Origin of the sequence: Aquisalimonas sp. (assembly GCF_007120195.1) — a bacterium.
Classification (GTDB): Bacteria; Pseudomonadota; Gammaproteobacteria; order Nitrococcales; family Aquisalimonadaceae; genus Aquisalimonas.
This window is the reverse complement of sequence record NZ_SKOG01000049.1, coordinates 1-25,562: the sequence shown is the minus strand read 5'-3', so window position 1 is coordinate 25,562 and position 25,562 is coordinate 1. Positions and strand designations below refer to the sequence as shown.

The window sequence follows — 25,562 nt, the reverse complement described above, 5'->3', positions numbered from 1 at the left end:
AAAGGTGGGTGCGAACGCGGATGAACACAGAGGAGGCGTTACGGGAGAGAGAAGAGCGTTACCGGATGCTCGTCGAGTCCATCGAGCAGGGGTTCTGCGTCTTCGAGGTGCTGTTCGACGCCGACGGTCGCGCCTCCGACTACCGCTGGCTGGAGGCTAATCCGGCCTTCGAACGCCACACCGGGTTGATCAACCCGGTTGGCAAGACAGCGCGCGAACTTGTGCCGGAACTGGAGCGGCACTGGCTCGTGATCTACGGCCGTGTCGCCCTGACCGGCGCACCGCGGCGCTTTGTGGAACAGTCCAAGGCGTTGGGCCGTTGGTTTGCTGTCGAGGCCTTTCGCGTGGGGAAGCCGGAGCGCCGGCAGGTCGCCCTGTTGTTCTCCGACATTACTGCACGCAAACGGGCCGAGCACGCGCTGCGGGACAGCGAAGCGCGGCAGCGGTTTTTGTTGGAACTCAACGATCGGCTGCGGCCATTATCCGACCCGCAAGCGATCATGTCGGCTGCTGCCGAGGCGCTCGGCCGCCGGCTCAACCTGGCCGTGGTCGGTTATGCGGACGTCGGAGCAGACGGCCAGACCGTGGTCGGGGGCGGTGAATACAGCGATGGCCGAATGGTGGCCATCCGCGGGCCACACCGCATCTTCGAGTATGGTGACCGCTTCGGCCCGGCCATGCACGCCGGCCGCGATGTCGCATACACGGACATCAGCACCGAAGCGCGCGGAACCACCGATGGCTCAGAGGAAATTCAGGCGATGGAGCTGCGCGCGGCGGCGGCTATTCCGCTGATCAGGGACGCTCGCCTGGTCGCTTACCTCTATGCCATGGATACTGAGCCCCGTGCATGGCGGGACCATGAGCTCAGCCTATTGCGTCAGGTTGCCGAGCGCACCTGGGCTGCTGTCAAGCGTGCGAACGCCGAGCAGGCACTGCGCCAAAGTGAAGCGAAGTACCGGGCGCTGTTCGAGTCGATGCATGAGGGGCTGCTGCTCATTGAAGTGATCTTCGTCGATGGCGAGCCGGTCGACCCCCGGTGCCTGGAGGCGAATCCGGCGGCAATCAAGATGGTGGGTCAGGATTACACGGGCCACCGGCTGAGCGACGTATGGCCGCAGACCGACCCGACGTGGAGCGAGATGTGCGACCGCGTCGTTCGCACCGGCGAAGGAGAGCACCTCGAGCGGTGGGCACGGTCGCTGAACACACTATTCGATGTTCATGTTTTCAAAACCGGCGACGCTCACAGCAATCGAGTTGCTGTCTTGTTTCACGATATCACCGAGCGCGAGCGCGCGCGGGAGCACATTCAATTCCTCGCCTGGTACGACCCGCTGACGCAGTTGCCCAACAGGCGCCTGCTGCTCGACCGGCTCCAGCACGCCTTATCGGCCTGTTCCCGCAATCGCCATAAAGGCGCGGTTTTTTTCCTCGATCTGGATAACTTCAAGACCCTCAACGACACCCTGGGCCACGACACGGGCGACCTGCTGCTTAAGCAGGCAGCCTCGCGCCTGTGCACTGCCATGCGCGAGAGCGATACCGTGGGCCGCCTCGGCGGCGACGAATTCGTGATCATTATCGAACAACTTAGCGACGACGCCGAGGCGGCCGCCGTGCAGGCGAAGACGGTGGGCGAGAAGATTCTTGCCACGCTTCGCAAGCCCTATGCGCTTGCCGGCCGTGAACACCACGCCACCACCAGCGTTGGACTCGCCTTGTTCGGAGACCGAGACGACACCGTGGATGAGGTCATGAAGCGGGCGGATCTCGCCATGTATCGTGCCAAAGCAATGGGTCGCAATACCCTGCAACTGTTCGATCCGGCGATGCAGGCCGCCGTCAACCGGCGCGCCAGTCTGGAGGTGGAGATCCGTGAGGGTCTGGAGCGCCGGGAATTCCATGCCTATTACCAACCCCAGGTTGACGCGAGCGGGCGCCTTTCGGGGCTGGAAGCGCTGGCGCGCTGGCAGCATCCGCGGCGCGGCCTGATTGGCCCGGCGGAGTTCATTCCCATGGCCGAGGAAACCGGGCTGATCATCCCCCTGGGCCGCGTCATGCTGGAGGCTGTCTGCGAACGGCTTGCAACCTGGTCCAAAACCCCGCAGACAGCCCACCTGACCCTGGCACTCAATGTCAGTGCCACCGAGTTCCATCATCCGGACTTTGCACAGCGGGTATTGGATGTCATCCGTCACACCGGTGCTAATCCGCAGCGGCTCACACTGGAACTAACTGAAGCCGTGCTGGTTAAAGATGTGGAGGACGCTGTCGCCAAGATGAGCACCCTGAGCGCCCAGGGTGTGCGCTTTTCGTTGGACGACTTCGGAACGGGCTACTCATCGCTGTACAATCTCAGGCGCCTGCCCCTGAGCGAGTTGAAGCTCGATCAACGCTTTGTCAGGGATGTTCTCACCGATCCCAGTGATGCCATCATCGTGCGCACGATGATTGTCCTGGCCGATAGCCTGGGCCTGGCGACCATTGCCGAGGGCGTGGAGACGGAAGCGGTGCGGGATTACCTGCACGGCAACAATTGCCTCGCCTACCAGGGCTACCTGTTTGCTCCGCCGTTATCAGCCGGCAAACTGGACACTTTTTTACGGGTTGCCTAATGGCGGCCCGGTGGCTCGCCCGTGCACCCGCGGCAGACACACGACATCGGTTTGTGTGGTGACTGGTCCCAACAAATGGGAAAAGTACGGAGGCGCCGCCATGATGCGGAAGCTGTCATACCCTTTGGCGCGCAATCCCTCCAAGAGCGCCGCTGCATCGTAAGCGCCGGGGTTTAGTTCCATGACAACAACGGGACGGTCGCGCATCAACACCGGTTCAAGCCCGTTGATCACGCGGGCCTCAAACCCTTCGACGTCGAGTTTGATCACATCGATGCGAGGGTGCCTCCGGGCCTCCCACCAGCCGCTGAATCGCCGCACCTGCACCGTAACGCTGCGCTCGCCAGCGCCTGGTTCCCGGAGGGATGCGGCCCCGTCATTGCTCGCGGGAACACTCAGGGTCGTCGTTGCATCCTCGTCACCCAAGGCGAACGTATGGACCTCCACACACCCTTCTAGCCCGTTGGCCGAGACGGCTTGCCGGAGCAACTGGTACGCCTGTGGGTTGGGTTCGAATGCGTGGACAGTCCCATGTTGACCCACGGCTCGCGCGAGATCGAGGGAGACCACGCCCGCGTTGGCACCAATATCCAGTACGGTCGCACCCGGAGAAGCACTTCGCTCAAGCCAATACGCCACGCCCGCCTGAGTGCGCCCGTGAATATAGGCATCCCACTGCGATTTCTGCCGTATATCGTGTTTCACGTGGAAGCCACGATATTGATAGGACCGCCAAGCGGGGTGTTCTGCACCCCGCAACGCCCGATAATGCCCCCGCCTCAAGGCGGCCAGCAGGCCGTCAGCCTCGAGCCGTGTCGCCATTCGAAAAAGCCAGCGCTCGTACCAACGCTGCGGTAACGGCGGAGCGACGAGCGTATGCTCACCCTCTTGCCGGATCAGGGATTCCAGCAACGCGAGCGACGCGTCCTGGCGACGGGTCAACCGTGCAGCATAGTGCCGGGCCCATGACCGCAGCGGCGCTGTGAGAAACGGTGCCGTTTGCATCCCCTTTATTCTCCTGCTGGATTGTCGTTACGATCGCATTGCCGCCGAGCGTGTCGGCCCAAGATGACCAGGGGGCACGACGGTGCCATGGCACTGCTCGCCAGCCGAGACGTCATAGGATACCCTCTCAGCTCCCAATAGCATTGCCATGCGCGTCCGCCGTATCGCGTGGACGTAAAGACTTTGGACCAATTGACCGGTCAGCTCGCCTGCGACAATGACAGCACAACTCGACCAAGAGGGTGTGGCAACGGGACAGCAACACGGCATCGATATCGCCTTGTTCGGAGCCTTTCCGGCTGAAGGGGGTGTTCCGCGGCACCTTGCGAATGTCATCAAGGTTTGGGTGGGGCTCGGTTTGTCTGTGCAAATCATCAGCTATCGCGGCGGCACCTGCTTTTACCCCGACGAGATCGGCCATATGGTCTCGTTCGTTGATCTGGGCACCCGCAGTAAATGGACGACGCTTCCGGCGTTATGGTGGCATCTACGGCGGGTGCGCCCGAAGGTGATCATGTCGACCGCGCACTTGGCCAACATCATTGTCGCGCGCATGCGCTCACTGCCCTCCCTCGAGACAATCGGACTATCAGGCGTACCAGTCCACCGCATCTATAACGGTGTCGTCACTCCACGGCATCGCGAGCTCGGCGATGAAGGCGTCGACCATCCCTGGCTGTGCAACGATACGGACATTCCGGTCGTGCTCACGGCCGGGCGCCTTGCGCCGCAAAAGGATCAGAGCCGCCTGGTTGATGCCGTGGCGCGGTTGCGTCGCGAACGCAGTGTTCGATTGATCATTCTCGGGGATGGTCCCCTTCGACAGGCACTACAGGAGCGCGCGGATGATTATGGCGACGGCGAAGCCTGGCTGTCCATGCCCGGCTTCGTGGGCAATCCCTACGCCTGGATGGCGAAGGCCGATGTGTTTGTCCTGTGCTCGCTCTGGGAGGGTTTCGGCAATGTGCTCGCAGAGGCGCTAGCGCTGGATGTTCCGGTCGTGGCGACGGACTGCCCCAGCGGGCCGGCAGAAATCATCGATGGTGGCCGCTACGGTCATCTCGTCCCACCAGCCGACACCGAGGCATTGACCCAGGCGATTCGCCGCGCCCTGGATGGCGACCACCCCGTCTTCGATTCCGACGAGGCTGTCTCAGAGTTTACCGCGCAGACCTCGGCGCGGCGGCATCTGGAGATCTTCGAATTGCCCCCTGGGGCGCGAGGCGCCGGGCGATGAGTGATGCGCCGCCACTCCTGGCAATTCTCGCACCGCTCAAGCAATGGGGTGGCATCGAACGGAACCTGGTGGATCTCTGCCGGGAGTTCGTCGCGCGGGGAGTTGGCGTGGAGTTTCTCCTCACCCGGGGTGGCCAGGTGCCGTATCCCCATGAGTTTCCCCCGGAGGTTCGCATTGTGGACCTGCAGACCCGCGGGAAGCTGGATGCGGTTCCAAGGTTTATCCGGTACCTGCGTGCGAGCCGGCCACAGGCCGTACTGACGGCGAAGGACCATGCGGCCAAGGTCGCCGTGCTGGCCCGGATTCTTGCGCGACACGACGTGCGCGTGGTGGTGAAAGTCACCAACACGCTGAGCCAGACGTTGCGACGCGGCGGCAAACGGCGCGCGGCAAAGTGGCTCTACCCCTATGCCGACCGGATTATCGCCATCTCCGAAGGGGTGCGGGACGACCTGATCTCGAAGTTCCACTTCCCGCCGGAGAAAATCAGGCTGATCTACAACCCGGTCGTCACCCCCGCGCTGCTGCGCCGCTCCGCGATCGCGGTCGACCATCCATGGTTCCGTCCTGGCGCGCAGGTGCCGGTCATCCTCGGCGCCGGCCGCCTGAGCGCCTCCAAGGACTTCGCCACGTTGCTGGAGGCGTTTGCGATCGTCCGCCGCGAACACCCGGCCCGGCTCGTCATTCTCGGCGAAGGCCCGGAGCGGCGCGCGCTCGAATCCAAAGTGGCCGCACTCGACATCGCTGGCGATGTGCTCCTGCCAGGCTACGTTCAGGATCCCATTCCCTGGATGGCGGGTGCCAGCCTGTTCGTCCTGTCCTCCCGTTACGAGGGACTCGGCAATGTGCTGATCGAGGCGATGGCGGTGGGAACGCCGCTCGTCTCGACCGACTGCCCCAGCGGACCCGCCGAGATTCTGGAGGGGGGGCGGCATGGCGCGCTGGTCCCCGTCGGTGACCCGTGCGCGCTTGCGCGCGCGATCCGGGACACGCTCGATGCGCCTCCCAACGGCGCGGCTTTACGGGAGGCCGCGCAGCGCTTCCGGAGTGATCGGATCGCCGAGGAGTACCTGGATGTCCTCGGGCTGCACCCCAGAGGGGCTCCTCGCGATGCCTGAGCGCGTTGCCCTGCTGTTCGCGACCTCGGGCCATAGCGGCGTCGACCGCGTCATCCACAATCTGCTGCCCGAGTTCGCGCACAGCGGCGCCGCCTTCGATCTGCTGGTCATTGGCGGCCATGGACCATCAATTCCCGAAGCGCTGCCGTGTTCCATTCGGATTGTTCGCCTACCCGTTCGCACCAAGAAGCTGGTGTTCCCCGCGCTGATCCCCTACCTGCTCCGCCATCGCCCCACGGCGCTTCTCACCGCGAACCACCAGCTCAACCGCGCTGCGCTGCTCGCCCGCCGCCTGACGGGGATCCCGGCGCGCGTTGCCATTCGTATGGGCATGTCGCTGACGGCAATGGGCGCCGAGATGCGGCCCGCGCAGCGTGAGCGCTTGTTCCGCTCCATGCGTCACTGGTATCCGACGGCTGACGCCGTGATTGCGCCCTCGCAAGGCGTCGGCGAGGACTTGGTGCAGATTGCCACCGTCCGTCGCGAGCGCCTGCATGTGATTCGCAACCCGCTGGTCAATGCGCAGCTCCACCGTATGGCCGCGGACACGCCCGACCACCCCTGGTTCGCGGCCGGGCAACCCCCGATCATTCTGGGCGCGGGCTCCCTCGAGCCACGCAAGGACTTCGCCACTCTCATCCGTGCATTCGCGTGCGTCCGGGAGGAGATCGACTGCAAGCTGGTGATTCTGGGCGAAGGAGGGGAACGCGGCAGACTGTCGTCACTCGCCGTGGAGCTTGGCGTCGCGGACGCGCTGGACATGCCCGGATTTGCAGCCAACCCCTATCAGTACATGCGCCGCGCGGCGGTGTTCGCACTCTCATCGCGCCGGGAAGGCGCCTCTGCGGTCATTGTCGAGGCGCTTGCCTGCGGCACGCCTGTGGTATCGACGGATTGCCCCTCCGGGCCGGCCGAGGTGCTCCAGCCCATGGGCGCACGGGCGCTGGCTGCCGTCGGTGACCACGAGGCGCTGGCCAGGCAGCTTCTCAACATGCTCAAAGACCCGCTCTCACCACAGACCTTGTCGGGGTTGATTACCGAGCACGAGGCGAGCGCGAGCGCGCGCGCGTACCTCAACGCCATTATCGGTCCCTAATCGCGGGGCCTCTGCTGCCCAAGACAGGCACGATCTGAGCGTTCCAACACCGACCGGTGGAACATTAGTATCATTGTGGCGTTTTCTATCACCCACACATCAGGCGTAAGGCTCCCGCGCTCAGCCATATGGAGGCACCTGGACATGCACGACTACTGGAAGCGCCTGCGTCGCAACTGGCTGATGCGCCGCGCGGACATTCATATCGTCTCGTTTCCGAAGTGTGGCCGTACATGGCTCGTTCTCATGCTCTCCAAGGTAATCGAGCTGCATTATGGAGTGTCCATCGATAATCCCCTGAAACTTCGCCGCTACACGCGCAAGTGCCGTGATCTCCCTTTGATATTGCAGCACCACGATGGAGGCCCGGAATTCCAGCGTGCGGAGGAGGTGGAAACGGACAAGTCCTTTTACCGCGGCAGCAAGGTCGTTTTCCTCGTGCGCGATCCGCGCGATGTCACCGTCTCGGCATACTTCCAGAAGACCAAGCGCAACATCAACTTCCACGGCACAATAAGGGAGTACGTCTACGAACCTGTGGGCAGCATCGAGACCAATATCGCCTTTTACAACATCTGGGCCGAGAACCGAGGGATACCGGATGATTTTCTGCTCCTGACCTACGAGAATCTACATGCTGATGCAACGCGCGAGCTGGAACGACTGGTACGCTTCGTTGGCATCAAAGGCGTTAGCACTGAGACACTGCAGACTGCGGTCGATGCCTGCACTTTCGAGAACATGCGGCGGCTGGAATCCACTAACGCGCTGGGCAGTGGCCGTCTGGCTCCGCGCGACGTCGACGACCAAAGCACCTACAAGACCCGGGAAGGCCGGATCGGCGGTTATGTCGATCACCTGGAGCCGCCTGAAATCGCGCATGTAGATCGCTTGATTGGCGCGCGACTCCACGACGATTACGCCTTCTACAAACTGTGACAGTCGACGCTACCCGGCCGCTCAACCGCCAGTCATCATGATTGGCCTGCACCGATCAGCCAGCAATGGGCCACCCCGGGGCCCTATGACGACGTCGGGCCGGTTGCGCCCATCCGGATCAGCGTGCCGCGGCCGGTTGAGGCTTTACCTAACCAACACGGGTGCCGAATGACCTGAGTACGGCAAACCTGGCGGCATGCGACAGTTTTAGCTATTGAAGAGGATCCATCTGGTGATGACCCGCCTGGACAAGCTGCTTCTCGCCGAGACCGTGCGGCAGCACCCGAACGGGCGAAATCTCCTGCTGGGCGATGATCGCGCCAAGGAAGCGGCACTGCAGGTCCACGGTGACCCACAAGCGCGGCTTCTGGCCCTGGTTGCCAACGCCCGCGCCTGCGAGGGTCTCAAAGAGGCCAACGACAGCATCATCGGCAGCCTTCGGCAGGCCGGTGCCTTTTTGCTCGTCGTTGCCTTGTTCCTGGGATGGGCCGCAAGTCGGACCGCAATCCAGGCGAGCAGCGGAGAGACGATCGATATTCTGCTGGCGCTGACGCTGCTCGCGGGACCACCCCTCCTCGGCCTTGTTATCCTGGCGATGGTGCTTGCCCTGACCCCCGTCTGGCGCCCGCTGGCCGGTGGACTTCGGGCGCTATTCCAGGGGGCACCCCCTCCCCCGACGGCAAAGGCGCCCGCTCCAGGGTCCTGGCGTGCACCAATCGGCCGGGCTCTGGTGGCAACATCACGGCTAATTTCCAGGATGTCACCGGCTCACCCGGAGACCGCGATCAACCGGCAGGCGGCACTCAGGGCCCTTACACGCCAGCTGGGCGAAGCCACGCTTGGCCGATGCATTGCCGCGCTCTACTCCCACCTGTTCTGGGTAGCCTTCTCGCTTGGGGCGTTGCTCGGCTGCTGGATTCTACTGGTCTTTGTCCAGTATGACTTTGTCTGGGGTACAACAATACTTGCCGACGCGCAGATCGATGCCCTCCTGCGCGGCATCGGCTGGATCCCCGGCATGCTGGGCGCACCGGCGCCCACCGGCGAGATGATCCACGATGCGCGCATCGGCACCGAGGCCGGCACATCCTCAAGGGCCGCCTGGGGGTGGTTCCTGGTCACCGCGCTAGCGGTGTACGGCCTGGGTCCGCGCCTGCTCCTCGGGGCCGTATACGCACTGCGCCTGCGGCGGCTGAGCCGTCAGTTAACCCTTGATACGGGTCACCCGTTCTTCCAGGACTTGCTACTGTCACTGCGCCGCGCCGAAGGCGCTGACCGCCCCCTGGGCCAGCGACCGCCAGACGTGCTGCAACGCGAGACACCGATTGCTCCCCCACAGACGCGTGGCAGCGGCTCATCCTTTGCGCTCATCGCCCTGGAGCTGGACGACCCGGATGGCTGGCCTCCCACGACTGACCACTGGCAGTGCATGACGCTCGGGCATATCACGACTCGCGCGGATGCCAGGCGGACGCTTGCAAAGCTGGAGGCCCTGTCCCCACGGCCTGCTTTTGTGGTGGTTGCGGTGTCGATGGTGCGAACGCCCGACCGAGGGGCGACGGAGCAACTCGCCGCGATTGCGTGCGCCGCAAGTGTGCCGGTACTGATGATTATCACAGAAGTCGACCGACTGACCGCGCGCGGGGAGGATGGGGATCGGCGCGAACAGGACTGGATCGAGCGGGCACAGCGCGCCGGGGTCACGGCAACACTGGTTGCAGACTGGAAGCGGTTGCGGCACATCAGCCAAAGGGAGCTGGAGTCCATGTTGTTCACCACTGCACCCAACGCCGCACCCAACGCAACCCAGTAATGGCAACCACCGACATGCAGGACAGGAACGCAGACCCAGGTGCAGGAACCGGCCACGACCTGCACCTCGTGGTGGCGGGCCACACCAACGTGGGGAAGACGTCTTTGCTGCGGACGCTGGGCCGCACCGCGACGTACGGGGAGGTGTCATCCTCGCCATCGACTACCCAGCAAGTACAGCCGCTGCCCTTGATCGACACGCCCGACATCCGGGTGACCTGCTACGACACCCCCGGATTGGAGAACTCGACCGAACTCGTCGAGACACTGGAAAACGCGCGCCGCAACCGCCACGACAATGCCACGGTCCTCCTTTCCATGCTCGACAGCGCCGCCATGCGCAGTCGCTACGAGCAGGAGCTGCGGGTGCTCGACCAGATCCTGGCAAGCGATGCCTGCATCTATGTCATCGACGCCCGGGAGCCGGTGCTGGAGAAGTACCTCGACGAACTCCTGATTCTAGCCAGCTGCGGGCGGCCGTTGTTGCCCCTGCTTAACTTCACGGCCTGCCAGGCGAGCCGGGAGACACAGTGGCGCGAAGCGCTGCGCAGGCAGGGGCATCAGGTCATCGTCGGCTTCGACGCGGTCGTGTATCGATGGGACGCCGAACACCGCCTTTACAAGAGCCTCGGCTTGATTCTGCCGTCATCCGAGCGCGCCCTTGAGGCGCTCATCGCCAGCCGTGCCCGGGAGGCGGACTGGCGACTCGAGGCAGCGACCATGGCGCTTGCCACGGCGCTGATTGATTGCGCGGCGTGCCAGGACACGGCGCCGGTCGATTCCATTGAGCGAAGAAACGCCGCCGAGCGCCGTATGCGCCACTTCGTCCACTGGCGCGAGCAGCAGCTCATGGACGATATCCTCAAGGCGTTCAACTACGCGCCCGAACTCCTGGGCGACCGAGTCCATGACGACATTCAGGCCTGGCAGTGGCAGAGCGATCCGTTCTCCGAGAGCACCCTGCGCTACTACGGCGTCAAGTCCATGGGCCCCGTCGCCAGCGGGGCGCTGGCCGGCAGCGCCCTCGACGCATCAACAGGTGGCACGTTACTCGGCGCCGGCACCGTCGCCGGCGGGCTGTTGGGCGCAGGAATCGCCGGGAGAAAAATGCTCCGGAGCACCTTCAGCCGCTACGCCTATGGCATCGAGGTACTGAAGGTGAGCGAGGCCGTAATCCGGCTCATTGCCCTGCGCAATCTTCAGCTCATTGCCACCCTGCAATTGCGCGGGCATGCGAGCATGAATGCCGTCAACACGACCAATGCCCACGCTGTGGCGCCCTTCGGGCGTACACTTCCAAAGGAGCTGATGCGCGCCCGGGACAGCCCGGATTGGTCGACCTATCACGCAGGACAACACCATGGCCTTGAGCCGGCGTCGCAGGGCCATCCAGAGCAGACGCCGGGGGACGGCGGTTCCCTGTCGGTATCGGTCGGGTTTCCCAGCAGCACGTCCGATGCCAGAGAGAAGGCACTGAAATCACTCCGGAACCGCCTCTTTCAGGCGGTTCCGGCTCCTGACTCATAACACGCGCGATTGGCTATGCGCATCGCTTGGTAGGGCTCTAGGGCTAGAGGGCCGGGGAAAAGACCAGCCATACGATCCCGGCCAGCCCACCGCCGAGCAGTGGCGCCACGATCGGCACCCAGCTGTACGCCCAGTCGGACGTGCCCTTGCCAGGAATCGGAAGCAACTGATGCATGATTCGCGGTCCGAGGTCGCGAGCCGGGTTGATTGCGTACCCCGTTGGGCCACCCAGTGAAAGACCGATACCCCACACCAGGAAACCGACCACAAGGGGCCACATGCCGGCGGTCCAGGCGTCCCGGAGATCCACGGTCGCCATTTCGCCGAACGCCTGACCGCCTCCGATGACAATGGCGAAGATGCCGAAGACGAGCATGAACGTGCCGATGACCTCGGTGAGGAAGTTGGGACCATAACCGCGCACTGCGGGGATCGTGGAATGCGCCGCGAGCTTCAGCGTAGGGTCGTCGGTGAGCGCCCAGTGCTGGTAGTAGCAAAGGTAAACGAGAAACGAGCCAAACGCGGCACCGGCGACCTGCGCCAGAAAATAGCCAGGCACGAGCGCCCAATCGAATTGGCCGCCAACCGCAAGGCCGAATGTGACGGCAGGGTTGATGTGCGCTCCACTCAACCAACCCATCGCGTACACGGCCATGGCAACGGCGATTCCCCAGCCGGTGGCAATGACGATCCATCCGCTATTGTTACCCTTCGTGCCCTTCAGGACCACGTTGGCGACGACCCCGTTGCCGAGCAGGATCAGGATTGCGGTACCAATGAACTCCCCAAGATAGACCATGGAAAATACCTCCAAAAAATTGCGATTTCTGAACTGATTGGTTCAAATTAACCACATTTGCCGCATCCGCCTGCTCAACTGACGCAGGGCACCACCTTCTGCTTCTTTATGATCGCCGGGCTATGTGCCCTCAGGGCGGCGCTTGCGCACCTTCACACCCTGCGCCCTGGCCTCCCCTTCGGTGAACCCGACCCAGGCGTTCTCGGACACAGCGCTCCACGGCGTCTTCCGGCACGCATTCGCCGCGACGCTCGGCTGGTCAGTGCATTAATTGGCGGCAGACTCGCTTGAACGTGGTCGCCACGCAGGAGCGCTCGTTCTCTTCGGGCGCTCTGCCGTGGCTATTACGGCTACTCCTCGTCCTTCTCCCAGCTCATGGTGCGTTTGACCGCCTTCTTCCAGCCCTTGTAATACTTATCCCGGAGGGCCGGGTCCATGTTGGGCTCGAAGGTTCGGTCAAGGGCGCCCTTATTCTTGACCTCATCCTTGGTCCAGACCCCGACAGCGATGCCTGCGAGGTAGGCGGCACCCAGAGCGGTGCTCTCGGTGATCATCGGGCGCTCCACGTTAACCCCCAGCATGTCCGCCTGGAACTGCATGATCACGTTGTTGGCCACCGCACCGCCGTCCACGCGCAGGGCTTTCAGGGTAATCCCGGAATCGGCCTGCATGGCGTCGATCACGTCCTTGGTCTGATAGCCCAGGGACTCCAACGTGGCCCGTGTGATGTGCTCCTTGCGGGTGCCACGGGTGAGCCCGAAGATGGCGCCACGGGCGTACATATCCCAGTAGGGGGCGCCCAGGCCCGCAAAGGCTGGCACCACGTAAACACCACCGGAGTCCTTCACCTTGGTGGCGTAATACTCGGAGTCCACCGCGGAGTCGATGAGCTTAAGCTCGTCACGCAGCCACTGGATGGCGGCCCCGGCGATGAAAATGGCACCCTCCAGGGCGTACTCCACCTTGTCATCCAGGCCCCAGGCGATGGTGGTCAACAGGCCCGATTGCGACACCACCGGTGTCTCGCCGGTGTTCATCAGCAGGAAGCAGCCTGTGCCGTAGGTGTTCTTGACCATGCCCTTCTCGAAGCACGTCTGACCAAACAACGCAGCCTGCTGGTCACCCGCAATCCCGGCGATGGGAACCCGTGCGCCGCCGAACATCTCGGCTCCGGTGGTGCCGTAGACCTCGCTGGACGGCCGCACCTCCGGAAGCATGGATGCCGGGATGCCCAGCTCACTCAGCATTTTCTGGTCCCATTCCAGCGTGCGGATGTTGTAGAGCAGGGTGCGCGAGGCGTTGCTGTAGTCGGTGACATGGCACTCGCCGCGGGTGAGGTTCCACACTAGCCAGGTGTCCATCGTCCCGAACAACAGCTCGCCGCGCTCGGCGCGCTCACGAACCCCTTCGACGTTGTCGAGGATCCAGCGAACCTTGGTGCCGGAGAAATAGGCATCAACCATCAGACCCGTTGTCTCCCGAATGTAGTCCTCGAGACCGCGGGCCTTGAGCTCGTCGCACAGGGCTGCCGTGCGGCGATCCTGCCAGACAATGGCGTTGTACACAGGCTTACCGGTGTTGCGGTCCCAAACCACCGTGGTCTCACGCTGGTTGGTGATGCCGATACCTGCCACCTCGGAGGGCTTGATCCCGTGGGTTTCCAGGACCTCGCGGGCAACCCCCATCTGCGAGCCCCAAATCTCCATGGCATCGTGCTCGACCCAGCCGGGGGTGGGGTAGTGCTGGGTGAATTCCTTCTGGGCGGTGCCTACGATGTTCGCATCGCGATCAAACACGATGGCGCGGCAGCTGGTCGTACCCTGATCAAACGCCAGGATGTATTGATTGGCCATGGTTCAACTCCTCCGATTCGTTGGTTTTCCACCCGAGGTGGATAGTGCTGGTGAAGCGCAACCGCCCTTACTTAGGGCGCTGTTTCCGATGTCACGAGGGTTGCTCGACGCCGCGCCGCTGCCACCGCAGTAGCCACACTGATCACAATGACGCTAAGGGCGATCACCGTCGCCAGCGGATTGGTGGCGACGAACAGGATGATCGTTCCGATGATTTCCTTAAGAAATGGTGCCATTGCAGTCTTCTCCTCGCGTTGTTGCCCTTATTGTGAAACGACAGGGTGTAGCCCCTGCTCTTCCTCGATCTCACTAGGGTGCTCCAGTTTTGCTCGGTACCCCGTGAAGTGAAGTGCCTTCGCCCTGTGGCGACGCGGACAGTGCCGTGTCTTCGTTGCCACCCCATCCAAGTCTTCAGCCGCGCCGTCTTGACACACGTTGTTCGCTCTGGGAGTGGTCGCGTCCTGAGTCATCCCCATCCCGTGGCTGCCCCGGGCTACTTGCGGTCACCTGCACAGTGTATGTAAAACTGGCACTCTGCATGCTCGAGTTTTTTCTTCCTTGGTTTAACATGAAAGATAACACCATCAACATGAAGGTCAAGGCGAAAATTTCTGAATACTTACGAATGGCAATGCTCACAGCACAGCGGTCAGCACCCACGAGGAGCCGCGGAGCGTTGCGCCAGACACGCGCCGAATACGACAATGGCGCCTTTGAGATCAATGGGTTAGCCTAACGTGTCGGCCCCCAAATGCCATGGATTAGGAGATCGGCCATGCCACGCACAACCGGGATCGGTGCACCCCCCGATCTGGCAAAGAATCATCGCGACCGCCGGAGTGAGCACGTCACCCCGCGCGAGCTGGTCACCATGCCAGGAGGTGTTCGATCATGAACTTTCGGCAGAACGAGCTCGTCCGGACGGTCCGAGAGCAAGGGTTCAGCTCGATTGAGGACCTCGCGCAGACGTTTGATGTCACGCCGCAAACGATTCGCCGAGACGTGAATGCGCTCGCCGACGAGGGCCTGGTGCGGCGCTACCACGGCGGCGTAGCGCCGGCCTCCGGCGCCGAGAACGTGGCCTATATCGCCCGCTGCGGCCTTCTTCTGCCGGAGAAGCAGCGGATCGCGGCGTTGCTCGCCGAGCACATACCCAACCGAGCATCGCTGTTCATTAACCTCGGCACCACCACCGAGGCGGTCGCCGCGGCCTTGACGGGGCACGCCGGGCTGCGGGTGATCACCAACAACCTCAATGTGGCGACCATGCTCTGCGACGACCCCAGATCCGAAGTCGTCATTACCTCCGGCCTGGTTCGCGGGCGGGACCGCGGTGTGACCGGTGAGGCGACCATCGATTTCATCCGCCAATTCAAGGCGGACTACGGCGTCATCGGCATCTCCGGCATCGACTCGGACGGCACCCTGCGCGACTTCGACTACCGCGAGGTGCGCGTGTCCCAGGCTATCCTCGCCCATTCGCGACGGGTGTTCCTGGCAGCCGACCACAGCAAGTTTGGCCGTGACGCCCTGGTGGAACTCGGCCACTTGTCCCAGATCGACGTCCTGTTCACGGATGCATCCCCGCCACCGGCCATGATCCCAGTACTCGTGGAAGCGGGCGTTAAGGTGCAGGTGGCCTCGGCCACCGGGACAGGCATCGAGCCCGAGGAATCGTACACTGGCTGAGCGTCGCACTATGCGCGAGATACGACTTACCATCATCGCTCAGTGCGGCCGCATTGCGCCTAACCGCAACCGCCTGTGGCACAGCGCCAGCCAATAGCACCGCGATGAACGATGTCCCTTCTCCACCGGGCTGCCGCTGTGGAGAGGCTGTACACAAGCGCCCTGTTGCAGCGGAGCAGCAGCCGACGAGCCATCAAGTCGCTGCGTAAGCAGAACCGAAAAGAATCGTTTCATAATGTTGCTAGTCGAAATATTATGCACTATTGTGTGTGCATAAGGTCGCGAGTGTATGGTTCGCTGCTCATCGTGTACGAACTTAAACGCACGCTGGCCGGATGGACCTTGTGCGCAGGGCGCGAAGACCGGCCATAAGCCATGGATCCAAGCGATCGAGAACAATGGCCTGGCTGAGACAAGCTGCCTGAAGAGAGGAGGAGAATATTCATGGTCAAGTACGATTCACTGGCCATTCAACCCGCTCGAAATTCCCGATCGCGGGCATCCGCCTCCCCGCGGGCTCGACGCGAGGTGGCTTATCGCAGCCTGCGCCCATGCCCGTGGTGGCAGTCCGTGCTCTCCCCCCTTGTTGCCGGCCACACGACAGCGGTTTTTGTACACCAACAGCCTCCGCCGCTTCCCGGGGACACAGAGCAACCAGCACGCCACTGACGCAAAACCCGGCGGCGTAATCGACGGCAAGTGCAGCCTACGGAGTATGGAATCATGACATCACGGATCCCCCAGGACCTCAGCGAGCGTCGTTTCGACCTCATTGTTATCGGCGCAGGTGTCAACGGGGCCGGCATCGCGCGGGACGCATCCCTGCGGGGTCTGAAGGTGCTCGTACTGGAGCAGGACGACCTGTGCAGCGGCACATCGAGCTGGAACAGCCGACTGATCCACGGCGGCCTGCGTTATCTCGAGCACGCTGAGCTGGGCTTGGTGCGCGAGTCGCTGCGGGACCGGGAGATTCTACTGCGCACCGCGCCCCACTTGGTGCGCCCGCTTCCGCTGCTGATCCCCATCTACAACACCAATAAGCGCGGGCCGTTGCTGGTGCGGTTGGGTATGATCGCCTACGATTTCCTGTCCTACGACAAGACGCTTCCCCGCCATCGTATGTTTAAGCGCGACAAGGTGCTGGCCGAGGAACCCGGGCTTAACCCCGAGGGCCTGCGCGGGGCCGCCATGTATTACGACGCCCAAGTCACTTTTCCGGAGCGGCTGGTGCTGGAGAATCTCCTCTCCGCCCGGGAGAACGGCGCTGAGCTGATCACTTACGCACGTGCCGGACGCATCCTGCTCGACGAGGCGAGTTCCACGGTGCAAGGCGTTGAGTTCGAGGATCGCCTCGGCGGCGGCAGTCACCAGGCCTACGCCGGTGCGGTCATCAACGTCGCCGGCCCATGGGTGGACCAGGTCCTAACCGCTTCAGGGCGGCGTTTCGACCAGCGTATCGGCGGCACCAAGGGCACGCACATCGTGGTGTCAGCCTTTCCCGGGGCGCCGACGCGGGCCCTCTATGCGGAGGCGGCAGCCGATGCTCGCCCCTACTTCACCCTGCCCTGGAACGGCCTCTACCTGATCGGCACGACCGACACGCGCTACGAAGGCGACCCTGGCCGCGTGGAGCCCACGGAAGAAGAAATCGAATACCTGGTGGCAGAAACCAACCGCATGATCCCTACCGCCCAGCTCACGCGCGCCTCCGTGCTGTATGCCTACGCTGGCGTGCGGCCGTTGCCGCACGTCGGCAAAGGCTCCACGGGCGCCATCACACGGCGCCACCTGGTCGTGAGTCACGGCAGCGAGGTCAACGGATTGTGGTCGGTGATCGGCGGCAAACTCACCACCTACCGACACCTTTCAGAGGAGGCCGTGGAGCTAATCGGCAAGGCGAAAAACTGGAAACTGCCGCGCTGCCCCACCAAAACTCAGGCCTTGCCAGGCGGGACGACGGAAGACCTGGCGCAATTCCGTGACAGCTTCGAGAGGACCTGCGGACTGAAAGCCGCCACCGCACGGCGGCTCGTGGAGGTATACGGCGTGCGCGCACAAGGCGTGGTGGATTTGATCCGTGCCGAGCCGGAATTGGGCAAGGTCGTCAGTCCTGCCACCGGTGCACTGGCTGCAGAAATTGTCTTCGCGTTCCGCGAGGAGATGGCGCAGACGCTCACCGACGCCCTGATGCGCCGGACCATGGCGGGTATCGGCCCCGGCGCCGGGCTGGACGCCGTCGAAGCCGCTGCTGCAGTGGGACAAAACTATCTGGGCTGGACGGCTGAGCGCGCGCGCAGCGAAATCGCAACCTATCGGGACTATATCACCCGCTTCCATCCACAGGGGGCCGAGGCCCGACAGACCCGCGAGGCGGCCGGCTAACCCCCGGCCTGAATCAAGGCAAACCGGGGCGTCACGCCCTGACATACTCACGAAAGAGGAGAAAACCCATGGCTGCAAAACGCATCCTGATGCTGGTCGGCGACTTTGTCGAGGACTACGAAGTAATGGTTCCGTTCCAGGCCCTGATGATGGTCGGCCACCAAGTCGACGCCATCTCCCCAGGCAAAGAGGCAGGTCAGTCGGTCAAGACCGCCATACATGACTTCGAGGGCGACCAGACCTACACCGAGAAACAAGGCCACAACTTCACCCTCAACGCGACCTTCAGCGACGTCAACGTCGCCGATTACGACGCCTTGGTGGTCCCCGGCGGACGCGCGCCCGAGTACCTGCGCCTGGACCCCCAGGTCGTCGACATAGTGCGTCACTTCGCAAGCACCGAGAAGCCCATCGCCGCGGTCTGCCACGGCGCCCAGATCCTGGCCGGCGCCGGCGTCATCGAGGGGCGGCGCGTGGCTGCCTACCCGGCCTGCGCCCCGGAGGTACGGCTTGCCGGCGGGAGTTATGCCGATATCGCCGTCGATGCAGCCGAAACCGACGGTAATCTGGTGACCAGCCCGGCCTGGCCCGGGCATCCGGCCTGGCTGGCGGCGTTTCTGCAAACGTTGGGCACGCGTATCACGTTGTAGTCGGCCGCCGGCGGAACCCTATGGGGGGATTCCCGGCCAACACCCGCGCCAGCTCGAGGCTGGCGCGGGTCCCTTGATCACTCGGGCGGTTGCCACCGTCGCGCCCTGCCACCGCAGGGACAGCGCCTCGCGGACCACCCGACACCCGAGGGGTCTGACTGGCGCCCGGCTTGGTGTGCACTGCGGAGAATCCCGGGCAGGAGGAGATTTCCATCATGGCAAACAAGCGCCAACACGTCATCGGCCTGGTGGCCAATCGCGCCCTACGCGAAGGCCCCTCCAGCCCCTTAATCCGTCTGGTGCGAGCCCTGGAGCCCTACCTGCGCGAGGTGCTGCAACCGCAAATCCATGCCGTGGAGGGCACCTATCGGGCCCTGCTGCGCTACGGCCTCCTGCAGGACTATCCGCACCTGTACTGCCTGCCGGCTGGCCGCCAGGGCGGGCTGGTGGCGCTCGCCGATCGCGTCGTCCAGGGGGCCAGCAGCGATGAACAGCCGATCGACGAGGTCATTTACCTCATCGACCCCCGCGACGCCACGTCCATGTTCCCGGACAGCCTCGCGCTCAAACGCGAGTGTGTCGTCACCGAAACCACCTTCCTGGCCAGCTACCACGCGGCAGCAGAATGGTATGGGCTCAGCTGGTGTGCCACCCGCCGCGCCAAAGGCACACCCCACCCGAGCGCGACCAGGCATTTCGTCAGCCACGAATTGCTGCAGCGCCTCCTGCCTGAAGCCGCAACGGGACTACAAGCGCAGACCCTGGCGCTGATCGCGCATGATACCCGCAAGGGCGCCATGCTGCGCTTCGCCGAGGCTCATTTCGACCTCATTGCGCGCTTCGGTGGGAGGTTGGCCACCGGCACCACCGGTGCACTGCTCAATGGGGAACGGCCAGGACGACTCGCCGAGGTCTGGGACGACCTTGAGGCGGAAGCCCAGGCCTTCAAGCAACTCGGCCACGTGCCTGCCCGGCTGCGGGCCGCCCAAGCAAGCAACGCCGAAACGGAAGCCGCCCGTGCGCGGCTCGCCGAGCGCCTTGATGGGCACCACTGGGTAGCGGCCCAACCCAGCGGACCCAAGGGCGGCGACGTCCGCATCGCCGAAGCCGTTCTGCGGGATGCGTGCCACAAGGTCATTTTCTTCGAAGACCCCCACGTGTCTCGGGAGCACGAAGCCGACATTCAGCTCCTGGAGCGCACCACCCGCATCCCGGAACACGACGTCATGCTGCTGCACGATCCAGGCTCGGCGAGCCGTTGGGCGCAAGCCTGGGAACGCTGCCTGGAGGCCGGCTGGACCAGTCCCGTAACAGTCAGCGAAGCGTTTCAGCGCCTTTGGGGGGTCGAACTTGTGCTCGCCGACATCAACGGCAAGAAGCCCACGCGCGCTCAAAAACCCGGGCGCCTGTGGCGCGCCGTGCTGGAGCGCGGCGCCTGGTACCTCCATGGCTTGGTCGCCCACCGCGCCGAGCAACGGCGGGGAAGCTCCGTTGCGGCTCGCGTTGGCGTGACCTGGGGCTACGAGGCCCATCAGTTGACCGCGACTCTGAGCGAACTGCCCGAGTGGCTCGCCGACGCCAACGCCAAGCCCAAGCTGACCCACCCGGTCGCGGCACCGCAGTTCCTGAGACCCGGCAACGTGCGTGTCGCCCCGCTGGTCGGGATCATGGGCACCACCGACCCCCGCAACGAAGCGAATCAAAGTGCAGCGCGCCTGGCCCGGCACTTCGGCGGTGAGGCCGGGTCGTTGCCCCAATACGCCTTTTGCGACGCGACCCTCTCCCAGTCCACCGGCATTTGCGGCGACGACAGCGGCGGCGGCTCCTGGGACGACCTGGATGCCCTGGTGCTGACCTGCGACCCGGTACGGCCTCAACTGGGCGCCGGCGCCACGCTGCCGACAGCCCTCTACGCCCAGATGGAGGGGCAAGCCGTCGGCGAGGTCTGCGGCATTTTCCTGGAGGCGGACGGCACCGAACTCGAACCCCAGTATTTCCACCGCGTGGGGATCAGTGCCGAGCAACTCCGCAACGCGGCCGCGAGCGGGGCCAGCGTGCTCTTGTGTGGCGCCGATCCCGATCGGGTCCGCCCCGCCCTGGCCGCTTTGCACGCCGGATTCGCCTCGGTACTGGTGACCGACCTGGATTTCGCGTGGCGGATCCTGGAAACCGTCGCGGGGGAGCGGACGTAACCCCGGGCACGCGGCGATTGGGCAGCATGGAGAACGCAAGCAGGTTTATCGCATCGCCATTATTCGTGAAGGTCTGCGCCTGGTATGACAATGAAGGCGGGTTTTCGAGCCGCATGCTAGGCACGACCCGCGCCGTCCTTCGGGCTGCCTAGCCAAGCTGTGACTGCGCTCACGGCCCCCGCCATCGAGTTGTCCGCATCTTGCAGTGCTGTAGTGCCGCCATCCCGGGGATTGGCGCCCGGGGCAGGCGTCGAGGAGTCGAGGCCTTTCGGATAGACGGTGACCGATGCCCCGCACATCATCGAGCCACGAGGCCGTTTGCTGTCGCGGTTAGAGGCCAATACATCAAAGCATTGGACCGGCTTCCTCTACCAGGAGGTTGAGCTCGTTGAATCGGACTTCAGCTACGAGTACCAAGCCTACGAATTCGGTGGTCGCGTAAGTGCAGCCGGGGTACGTTTTACCGCAGCATATACTGACACCAAGGGTATCGGCCAGCTGGGCCTGTTCGGGCTCGGCGGCGTTGACGCCGCCGAGGTGGATACGGACATGTGGTATGTGGAGCTCGATTACACCTTCGGCAACACGCTGGTGGGCGTGAACTACGGTGAAGCCGATCAGGATGCCACCACAACCGCGGTGGGCAGCGCCCCGTCCGGGAAGAATCAAATGGGGATGCTGTTCGCGCGTTATCAGCTGACCCCGCAGCTGACGCTGCTGGGCGAACTGCAGCAGGCGAGTCGGACTTCCAAGACGACTATGACCTCTTCGCCGTAGGCATGCAGCTCGACTTCTAGGCAGTCGATCGCCTTCGGTTACCGAAATCACAAGTCAGAACCGGGTTGCCACAATACGCGGGCGCCCGTTTCATCACTTTCAGCCCATTGCTACGATTGCATCGTGCTTGGGCCTCGCCGACGGCTGGGCCAACTCGAACCGTGGCAGTCCGTCGGGCGCGACTGCACCGCCTACGACCCGCCAACCCGTCACACAGCAAAGGTTACACCAGCGTACTGAGCGCTCCACCAACCGCACCTAGCTGGCGGGCTCGGTAGCCGGTAGGCTCTGTCCCCGGTTCCACGGTAGCAGTGCGACGAAACCATCCTCGCACTCGGCCGCCGGCAGATTCTTTAACCTACATCTCGCATTGCCTGTTGCGGCGGGAGAGTAAGCCGAACTTTTCACCTGGACGGGTTGTTGCGTCCAACATGTTGCTTGGCATTGCGCTCTCCCTTGATAGATAACAATAAGCTCACCCCGCACAGCACGACAACCTGGCCACGTCCTTCGAGAACGTCTGGGCACACAGCTTGATGCCCTCGGCCAGAGTCAGGTATGGGAACAGTTCGTTCGCCAGGTCTTCCACGGTCATGCGGTTGCGGATGGCCAACGCCGCCGTCTGGATGATCTCCCCGGCGTTGTGGGCGACGACCTGCGCCCCGATCAGGCGCCCGGTGTGGGCCTCCGCGACCAGCTTGATGAACCCACGGGTGTCGAAGTTGGCAAGCGCCCGCGGCACGTGGTCCAGGTCGATGCGGCGGGCATCCGGCGTGATGCCCTGCCCCTCGGCCTGACTTTCCGTGAGCCCGACGGTGGCGACCTGGGGATCGGTGAACACCACTGCGGGCACCACGGATAGATCCAGCTCCGCGTCACCACCGGTCATATTGATGGCCGCCCGCGTTCCGGCCGCGGCGGCCACATACACCAACTGCGGCATCGCCGTGCAGTCGCCGACCGCGTAGATGTCCGGTACCGAGGTCCGCAGGTGGCTGTCCACCACAATGGCCCCGCCCGAGTCGGTCTCCACGCCGGCCGCGTCGAGGTTCAACGCCCGGGTATTGGGTGCGCGGCCAGTGGCCACGAGCAGCCGGTCCGCCGTGAGGGCCTCATCGTCGAGCGTGAGGATGAACCGTTCGGTGTCGTGTGCGACTTCTCGGGGACTGGTGTGCGTCAATACCCGGACACCTTCGGCTACAAGCGCCGATTGCAGGGCCGCGCCGACTTCGGGATCATCCCGGCTGAGCAACGTACTGCGGGCAAGCACGGTGACCTCGCTGCCGAGACGGCGATAAGCCTGGGCGATTTCCAGGGCCACGAACGAGCCTCCAAGCACGACCAGGTGTTCCGGAACCTCGTCGGTGAACAGCGCCTCGGTGGAACTCCAGTAGGGTGTGTTGGCGAGTCCGTCGATGGGGGGCACGGCCGGCGAAGCGCCCGTTGCAACCAGGATGCGGTCCGGTTGCAGGCGCTGCACCGCCCCCGAGGGCGCGTCCACGGCCAGCGTGCGTGCATCCTCGAAGCGGGCCCACCCGGCGAGAAACGCGATGGCGGGTTCATCAGCCAAGATGCCTTCGTACTTGGACTGGCGCAGTTCCTCGACCCGGCAGCGGAGCTGGGCCAGCAGGGCGCTGCGGTCCACCGGGCCGGCGTCACGGGGAACGCCCTCGAACGGGTGATGGGCCCGACGGTGGTGAAGCTCTGCTGCCCGCAGCGTGATCTTTGACGGGAGGCAGCCGACGTTCACGCAGGTGCCACCGATGGTGCCTGACTCGATCATGGTGACCCGCGTCCCTTCTTCGGCAGCGCGGATGGCCGCAGCGAAGGCACCGCCACCGCTGCCAATGATCGCGATATGGGTCTGACCGGAGGAACTCCGCCGGACCGGCGTTGCGTCGGTGTCATCGACGAACGCGGCATCATACCCATCAGCGCGCACCTGCTCGAGCAAACGCCGCCGGGAGATCGCGTCCGGCGCCTCGACGGTGGCTCGTTCCCATTCGTAGCTCACCCGGGCATGAACGCCGGCGAGCTGCTCGAGGCCGGTACGCAGCTTCATGGCGCAACCCTCGCAGGTCATGCCGGTGATCTTCAGTTCGTGTGTCGTCATCAGGACTCCAGGTCTGCCGGCTTGTCGAGAGAACGTGTCATGCGCTGTCCGTGTCGCAACAGTCTGCCGACCGGCGTCTCCGGTAGAGGGCGTAAGCGGTCAGTCCCATGAAGAACGCCAGCGCGGGCAGCAGGACGTAGTCAGCATAGCCAAGCCATGCCGAGAGCCCCGCCGCACCGAAGGCGATGACCAGAACCGGCGTAAAGCAGCACACGGCAGCGATGACGGTGCCGATGATGCCGGTGCGCAGCAGCGTCTTGTCCTTCATGGCCGGTTACTCCTGCACGCTGGAAAGAAAGCCCGCGTTGGCCGTCGCGCTTGTCAGCGCCTCGATGAGGCCACGTGTTCTGACAACCCTTTCGTGGTGTCGGTTGTTTGCCGTGCCATGGATCGCCTGCCCGCGTCGTTGACTGGAATGACCGAATCATAGACCCTGTAGTCGCTAAAGGGTCAACAAGCGAGGCATTCGTGAAACTACGTATCGGGCAGTTGGCCTGTGAGACGGGTTGCCAGGTGGAGACCATTCGCTACTACGAACGCATCGGTGTCCTGCCACCGCCGGCGCGGGCCTCGAACAACTACCGCGTCTATGGCGACAGCCACCGCCGTCGCCTGGTGTTCATCCGACGGATGCGCGATCTGGGCTTTTCGCTGGAGGAAGTCCGTGCCCTGTTGCGCATGATCGACGGTGGCACCTACACCTGCGCCGAGGTGCAGGCGCTGGGTCAGGAGCACCTGGATGCGGTGCGGGACAAGATCGCTGATCTGCGCCGGGTAGAGAACGCCCTGGCCGAGCTGGTCGGCCGCTGCACGGGCGCCAATACTCCTGATTGTTCCATGTTGGAGGCGTTGTTCGAGGTACCGCGGACGGGGACCTCTGAACAGCACCCATGAAGGCGCGCAGGACCAGGGCTCAGATTCCAAGCATGCGGACAAACAATGCCTGCAGGCGCTCCCCGTAGTCACCGAGATCGCTACCGCACGGAATGCGCTCGATCACCACACCGTCCCCGGGTTGACGCAACCGAAAGGCGAACCAGGGTTCCCCCTCGTCATCGCGCCACTCCAGGGCATTGCCATAGCGCATATCGGTCACGATGAGTCCGTCGCCGTCACGCGCCACCACGTACCAGTTGCGGGTGAGCCGACGCAGACGATCGACTGAAGGATCGGCCTCAATGGCCGAGAGCTTGTCCTCATGCCGCGGAATGAAACGCCAGCGAACCCCCCCTGTACCATCCAGGTGCGAGCGGAACCCGACATAGTACCCCTCATCGGTCTGCGCGATGGCACGCCAGAGCACGTTGTTGAACAACGTCGGCTGTACGAGAAGGCGCTCGTAGGAGATCTCCTGATGCTCCAGCTGCGCCTGAAAATGCTGCTCCATGTGCACCTTGTTCACGACGGTCATGCCCAGATACAGCGTGCTCAGGCCGAGGCCCGCGATCGCGAACACACGGCGCGCGCCAGCAGCGCGACGCCACAGGACAGCGCCAAGAACGGCCACCAGTAGAGGCACGGTATACACTGGATCCACCAGTGAGATCGTCGCGAAGGCAACAGGCTCGGCATGGAAGGGCAGAAAGAGGTGGACGCCTTCTACGGTGAACAGATCGAGTGCGATGTGCGAGAGCAGTGCCGCACCAAGCATCCCCGTCCACGCACGCCACGGGACGGCTGTGCGTGCATGCAGCCGTGATGCTGCCCATCCCAGCGCCATGGCGGCAACCACGGCAAACAGCAGCGAATGGCTGT

General features: G+C 63.8%; 20 protein-coding genes. 13 read left to right on the top strand and 7 right to left on the bottom strand.

The features are described from left to right. The first annotated feature begins 20 nt into the window (after nucleotides 1-20). Nucleotides 21-2,618, top strand: coding sequence for an EAL domain-containing protein (locus QZT63_RS04145; RefSeq protein ID WP_290648840.1), 2,598 nt, complete (start codon nucleotides 21-23; stop codon nucleotides 2,616-2,618). Here QZT63_RS04145 and QZT63_RS04140 read toward each other — a convergent pair. Then, nucleotides 2,604-3,623, bottom strand: a complete 1,020-nt coding sequence (locus tag QZT63_RS04140; protein WP_290648838.1) for an FkbM family methyltransferase — start codon at nucleotides 3,621-3,623, stop codon at nucleotides 2,604-2,606. The two genes, QZT63_RS04145 and QZT63_RS04140, sit on opposite strands and share 15 nt — an antisense overlap. A 217-nt stretch (nucleotides 3,624-3,840) precedes the next feature. On the opposite strand from QZT63_RS04140, the gene QZT63_RS04135 reads away from it, so the two are divergent. The 6 genes from QZT63_RS04135 (at nucleotide 3,841) to QZT63_RS04110 (ending at nucleotide 11,352) form a co-directional block, all read left to right on the top strand. Further along, on the top strand, nucleotides 3,841-4,860 hold the full coding sequence (locus tag QZT63_RS04135) for a glycosyltransferase (protein WP_290648837.1): 1,020 nt from the start codon (nucleotides 3,841-3,843) through the stop codon (nucleotides 4,858-4,860). Then, the gene (locus QZT63_RS04130; protein WP_290648836.1) at nucleotides 4,857-5,978 is read left to right on the top strand and encodes a glycosyltransferase; all 1,122 of its coding nucleotides are present in this window, start codon (nucleotides 4,857-4,859) and stop codon (nucleotides 5,976-5,978) included. The genes QZT63_RS04135 and QZT63_RS04130 overlap by 4 nt, the downstream gene beginning before the upstream one ends. Further along, complete coding sequence (locus QZT63_RS04125; protein ID WP_290648834.1) at nucleotides 5,971-7,074, top strand: glycosyltransferase; 1,104 nt, start codon at nucleotides 5,971-5,973, stop codon at nucleotides 7,072-7,074. Before QZT63_RS04130 ends, QZT63_RS04125 begins: the two co-directional genes overlap by 8 nt. A 144-nt stretch (nucleotides 7,075-7,218) precedes the next feature. Beyond that, on the top strand, nucleotides 7,219-8,013 hold the full coding sequence (locus tag QZT63_RS04120) for a sulfotransferase domain-containing protein (protein WP_290648832.1): 795 nt from the start codon (nucleotides 7,219-7,221) through the stop codon (nucleotides 8,011-8,013). Nucleotides 8,014-8,248: 235 nt separating this feature from the next. After that, a complete protein-coding gene (locus QZT63_RS04115; RefSeq protein WP_290648830.1) occupies nucleotides 8,249-9,826 on the top strand; it encodes a DUF2868 domain-containing protein in 1,578 nt (525 codons plus the stop codon). After that, nucleotides 9,826-11,352: a DUF3482 domain-containing protein gene (locus tag QZT63_RS04110; RefSeq protein WP_290648828.1), complete on the top strand. Its 1,527-nt coding sequence runs from the start codon at nucleotides 9,826-9,828 to the stop codon at nucleotides 11,350-11,352. Before QZT63_RS04115 ends, QZT63_RS04110 begins: the two co-directional genes overlap by 1 nt. Before the next feature lie 43 nt (nucleotides 11,353-11,395). Here QZT63_RS04110 and QZT63_RS04105 read toward each other — a convergent pair whose 3' ends face one another. From QZT63_RS04105 to QZT63_RS04095, 3 genes are all read right to left on the bottom strand, one after another. Beyond that, nucleotides 11,396-12,151 carry an MIP/aquaporin family protein gene (locus QZT63_RS04105; RefSeq protein WP_290648826.1) on the bottom strand — a complete coding sequence of 252 codons (756 nt, stop codon included), beginning with the start codon at nucleotides 12,149-12,151 and terminating at the stop codon, nucleotides 11,396-11,398. Nucleotides 12,152-12,501: 350 nt separating this feature from the next. Then, a complete protein-coding gene (gene glpK / locus QZT63_RS04100) occupies nucleotides 12,502-14,004 on the bottom strand; it encodes a glycerol kinase GlpK (RefSeq protein WP_290648824.1) in 1,503 nt (500 codons plus the stop codon). Nucleotides 14,005-14,075: 71 nt separating this feature from the next. Then, nucleotides 14,076-14,240, bottom strand: a complete 165-nt coding sequence (locus tag QZT63_RS04095) for a hypothetical protein (protein ID WP_290648822.1) — start codon at nucleotides 14,238-14,240, stop codon at nucleotides 14,076-14,078. 655 nt (nucleotides 14,241-14,895) lie between these two features. Here QZT63_RS04095 and QZT63_RS04090 point away from each other — a divergent pair. The 5 genes from QZT63_RS04090 (at nucleotide 14,896) to QZT63_RS04070 (ending at nucleotide 21,694) form a co-directional block, all read left to right on the top strand. Continuing rightward, nucleotides 14,896-15,693: a DeoR family transcriptional regulator gene (locus QZT63_RS04090; protein WP_290648821.1), complete on the top strand. Its 798-nt coding sequence runs from the start codon at nucleotides 14,896-14,898 to the stop codon at nucleotides 15,691-15,693. Nucleotides 15,694-16,416: 723 nt separating this feature from the next. Then, nucleotides 16,417-18,075, top strand: coding sequence for a glycerol-3-phosphate dehydrogenase (glpD, locus tag QZT63_RS04085; protein WP_290648819.1), 1,659 nt, complete (start codon nucleotides 16,417-16,419; stop codon nucleotides 18,073-18,075). A 68-nt stretch (nucleotides 18,076-18,143) separates the two neighbouring features. Next, complete coding sequence (locus tag QZT63_RS04080; protein WP_290648817.1) at nucleotides 18,144-18,725, top strand: DJ-1/PfpI family protein; 582 nt, start codon at nucleotides 18,144-18,146, stop codon at nucleotides 18,723-18,725. Nucleotides 18,726-18,940: 215 nt separating this feature from the next. Continuing rightward, nucleotides 18,941-20,917 carry a sugar-binding domain-containing protein gene (locus tag QZT63_RS04075; protein WP_290648815.1) on the top strand — a complete coding sequence of 659 codons (1,977 nt, stop codon included), beginning with the start codon at nucleotides 18,941-18,943 and terminating at the stop codon, nucleotides 20,915-20,917. A gap of 279 nt (nucleotides 20,918-21,196) precedes the next feature. After that, on the top strand, nucleotides 21,197-21,694 hold the full coding sequence (locus tag QZT63_RS04070) for a porin (RefSeq protein WP_290648813.1): 498 nt from the start codon (nucleotides 21,197-21,199) through the stop codon (nucleotides 21,692-21,694). Between the two features lie 475 nt (nucleotides 21,695-22,169). Here QZT63_RS04070 and merA read toward each other — a convergent pair whose 3' ends face one another. Next, entirely contained in the window at nucleotides 22,170-23,807 is a 1,638-nt protein-coding gene (gene merA / locus QZT63_RS04065) for a mercury(II) reductase (protein ID WP_290648812.1), read from the bottom strand. A 37-nt stretch (nucleotides 23,808-23,844) separates the two neighbouring features. Continuing rightward, entirely contained in the window at nucleotides 23,845-24,075 is a 231-nt protein-coding gene (gene merF / locus QZT63_RS04060) for a mercury resistance system transport protein MerF (RefSeq protein ID WP_290648811.1), read from the bottom strand. Between the two features lie 200 nt (nucleotides 24,076-24,275). Between merF and QZT63_RS04055 the strand changes: the two genes are divergently transcribed. Then, the gene (locus QZT63_RS04055; protein WP_290648809.1) at nucleotides 24,276-24,701 is read left to right on the top strand and encodes a helix-turn-helix domain-containing protein; all 426 of its coding nucleotides are present in this window, start codon (nucleotides 24,276-24,278) and stop codon (nucleotides 24,699-24,701) included. Between the two features lie 19 nt (nucleotides 24,702-24,720). Here QZT63_RS04055 and QZT63_RS04050 read toward each other — a convergent pair. Beyond that, a partial coding sequence (locus tag QZT63_RS04050) for a metal-dependent hydrolase (RefSeq protein WP_290648807.1) occupies nucleotides 24,721-25,562 on the bottom strand: 842 nt, incomplete at its 5' end.

Bases quoted from the DNA above. Each gene is read 5' to 3' on its own strand.
- QZT63_RS04095 (WP_290648822.1), bottom strand. From the start codon at position 14,240: ATGGCACCATTTCTTAAGGAAATCATCGGAACGATCATCCTGTTCGTC.
- QZT63_RS04130 (WP_290648836.1), top strand. From the start codon at position 4,857: ATGAGTGATGCGCCGCCACTCCTGGCAATTCTCGCACCGCTCAAGCAA.
- QZT63_RS04090 (WP_290648821.1), top strand. From the start codon at position 14,896: ATGAACTTTCGGCAGAACGAGCTCGTCCGGACGGTCCGAGAGCAAGGG.
- QZT63_RS04075 (WP_290648815.1), top strand. From the start codon at position 18,941: ATGGCAAACAAGCGCCAACACGTCATCGGCCTGGTGGCCAATCGCGCC.
- QZT63_RS04110 (WP_290648828.1), top strand. From the start codon at position 9,826: ATGGCAACCACCGACATGCAGGACAGGAACGCAGACCCAGGTGCAGGA.
- glpK (WP_290648824.1), bottom strand. From the start codon at position 14,004: ATGGCCAATCAATACATCCTGGCGTTTGATCAGGGTACGACCAGCTGC.
- QZT63_RS04115 (WP_290648830.1), top strand. From the start codon at position 8,249: ATGACCCGCCTGGACAAGCTGCTTCTCGCCGAGACCGTGCGGCAGCAC.
- QZT63_RS04145 (WP_290648840.1), top strand. From the start codon at position 21: ATGAACACAGAGGAGGCGTTACGGGAGAGAGAAGAGCGTTACCGGATG.
- QZT63_RS04135 (WP_290648837.1), top strand. From the start codon at position 3,841: ATGACAGCACAACTCGACCAAGAGGGTGTGGCAACGGGACAGCAACAC.
- merF (WP_290648811.1), bottom strand. From the start codon at position 24,075: ATGAAGGACAAGACGCTGCTGCGCACCGGCATCATCGGCACCGTCATC.
- QZT63_RS04105 (WP_290648826.1), bottom strand. From the start codon at position 12,151: ATGGTCTATCTTGGGGAGTTCATTGGTACCGCAATCCTGATCCTGCTC.
- QZT63_RS04080 (WP_290648817.1), top strand. From the start codon at position 18,144: ATGGCTGCAAAACGCATCCTGATGCTGGTCGGCGACTTTGTCGAGGAC.
- merA (WP_290648812.1), bottom strand. From the start codon at position 23,807: ATGACGACACACGAACTGAAGATCACCGGCATGACCTGCGAGGGTTGC.
- QZT63_RS04120 (WP_290648832.1), top strand. From the start codon at position 7,219: ATGCACGACTACTGGAAGCGCCTGCGTCGCAACTGGCTGATGCGCCGC.
- glpD (WP_290648819.1), top strand. From the start codon at position 16,417: ATGACATCACGGATCCCCCAGGACCTCAGCGAGCGTCGTTTCGACCTC.
- QZT63_RS04125 (WP_290648834.1), top strand. From the start codon at position 5,971: ATGCCTGAGCGCGTTGCCCTGCTGTTCGCGACCTCGGGCCATAGCGGC.
- QZT63_RS04140 (WP_290648838.1), bottom strand. From the start codon at position 3,623: ATGCAAACGGCACCGTTTCTCACAGCGCCGCTGCGGTCATGGGCCCGG.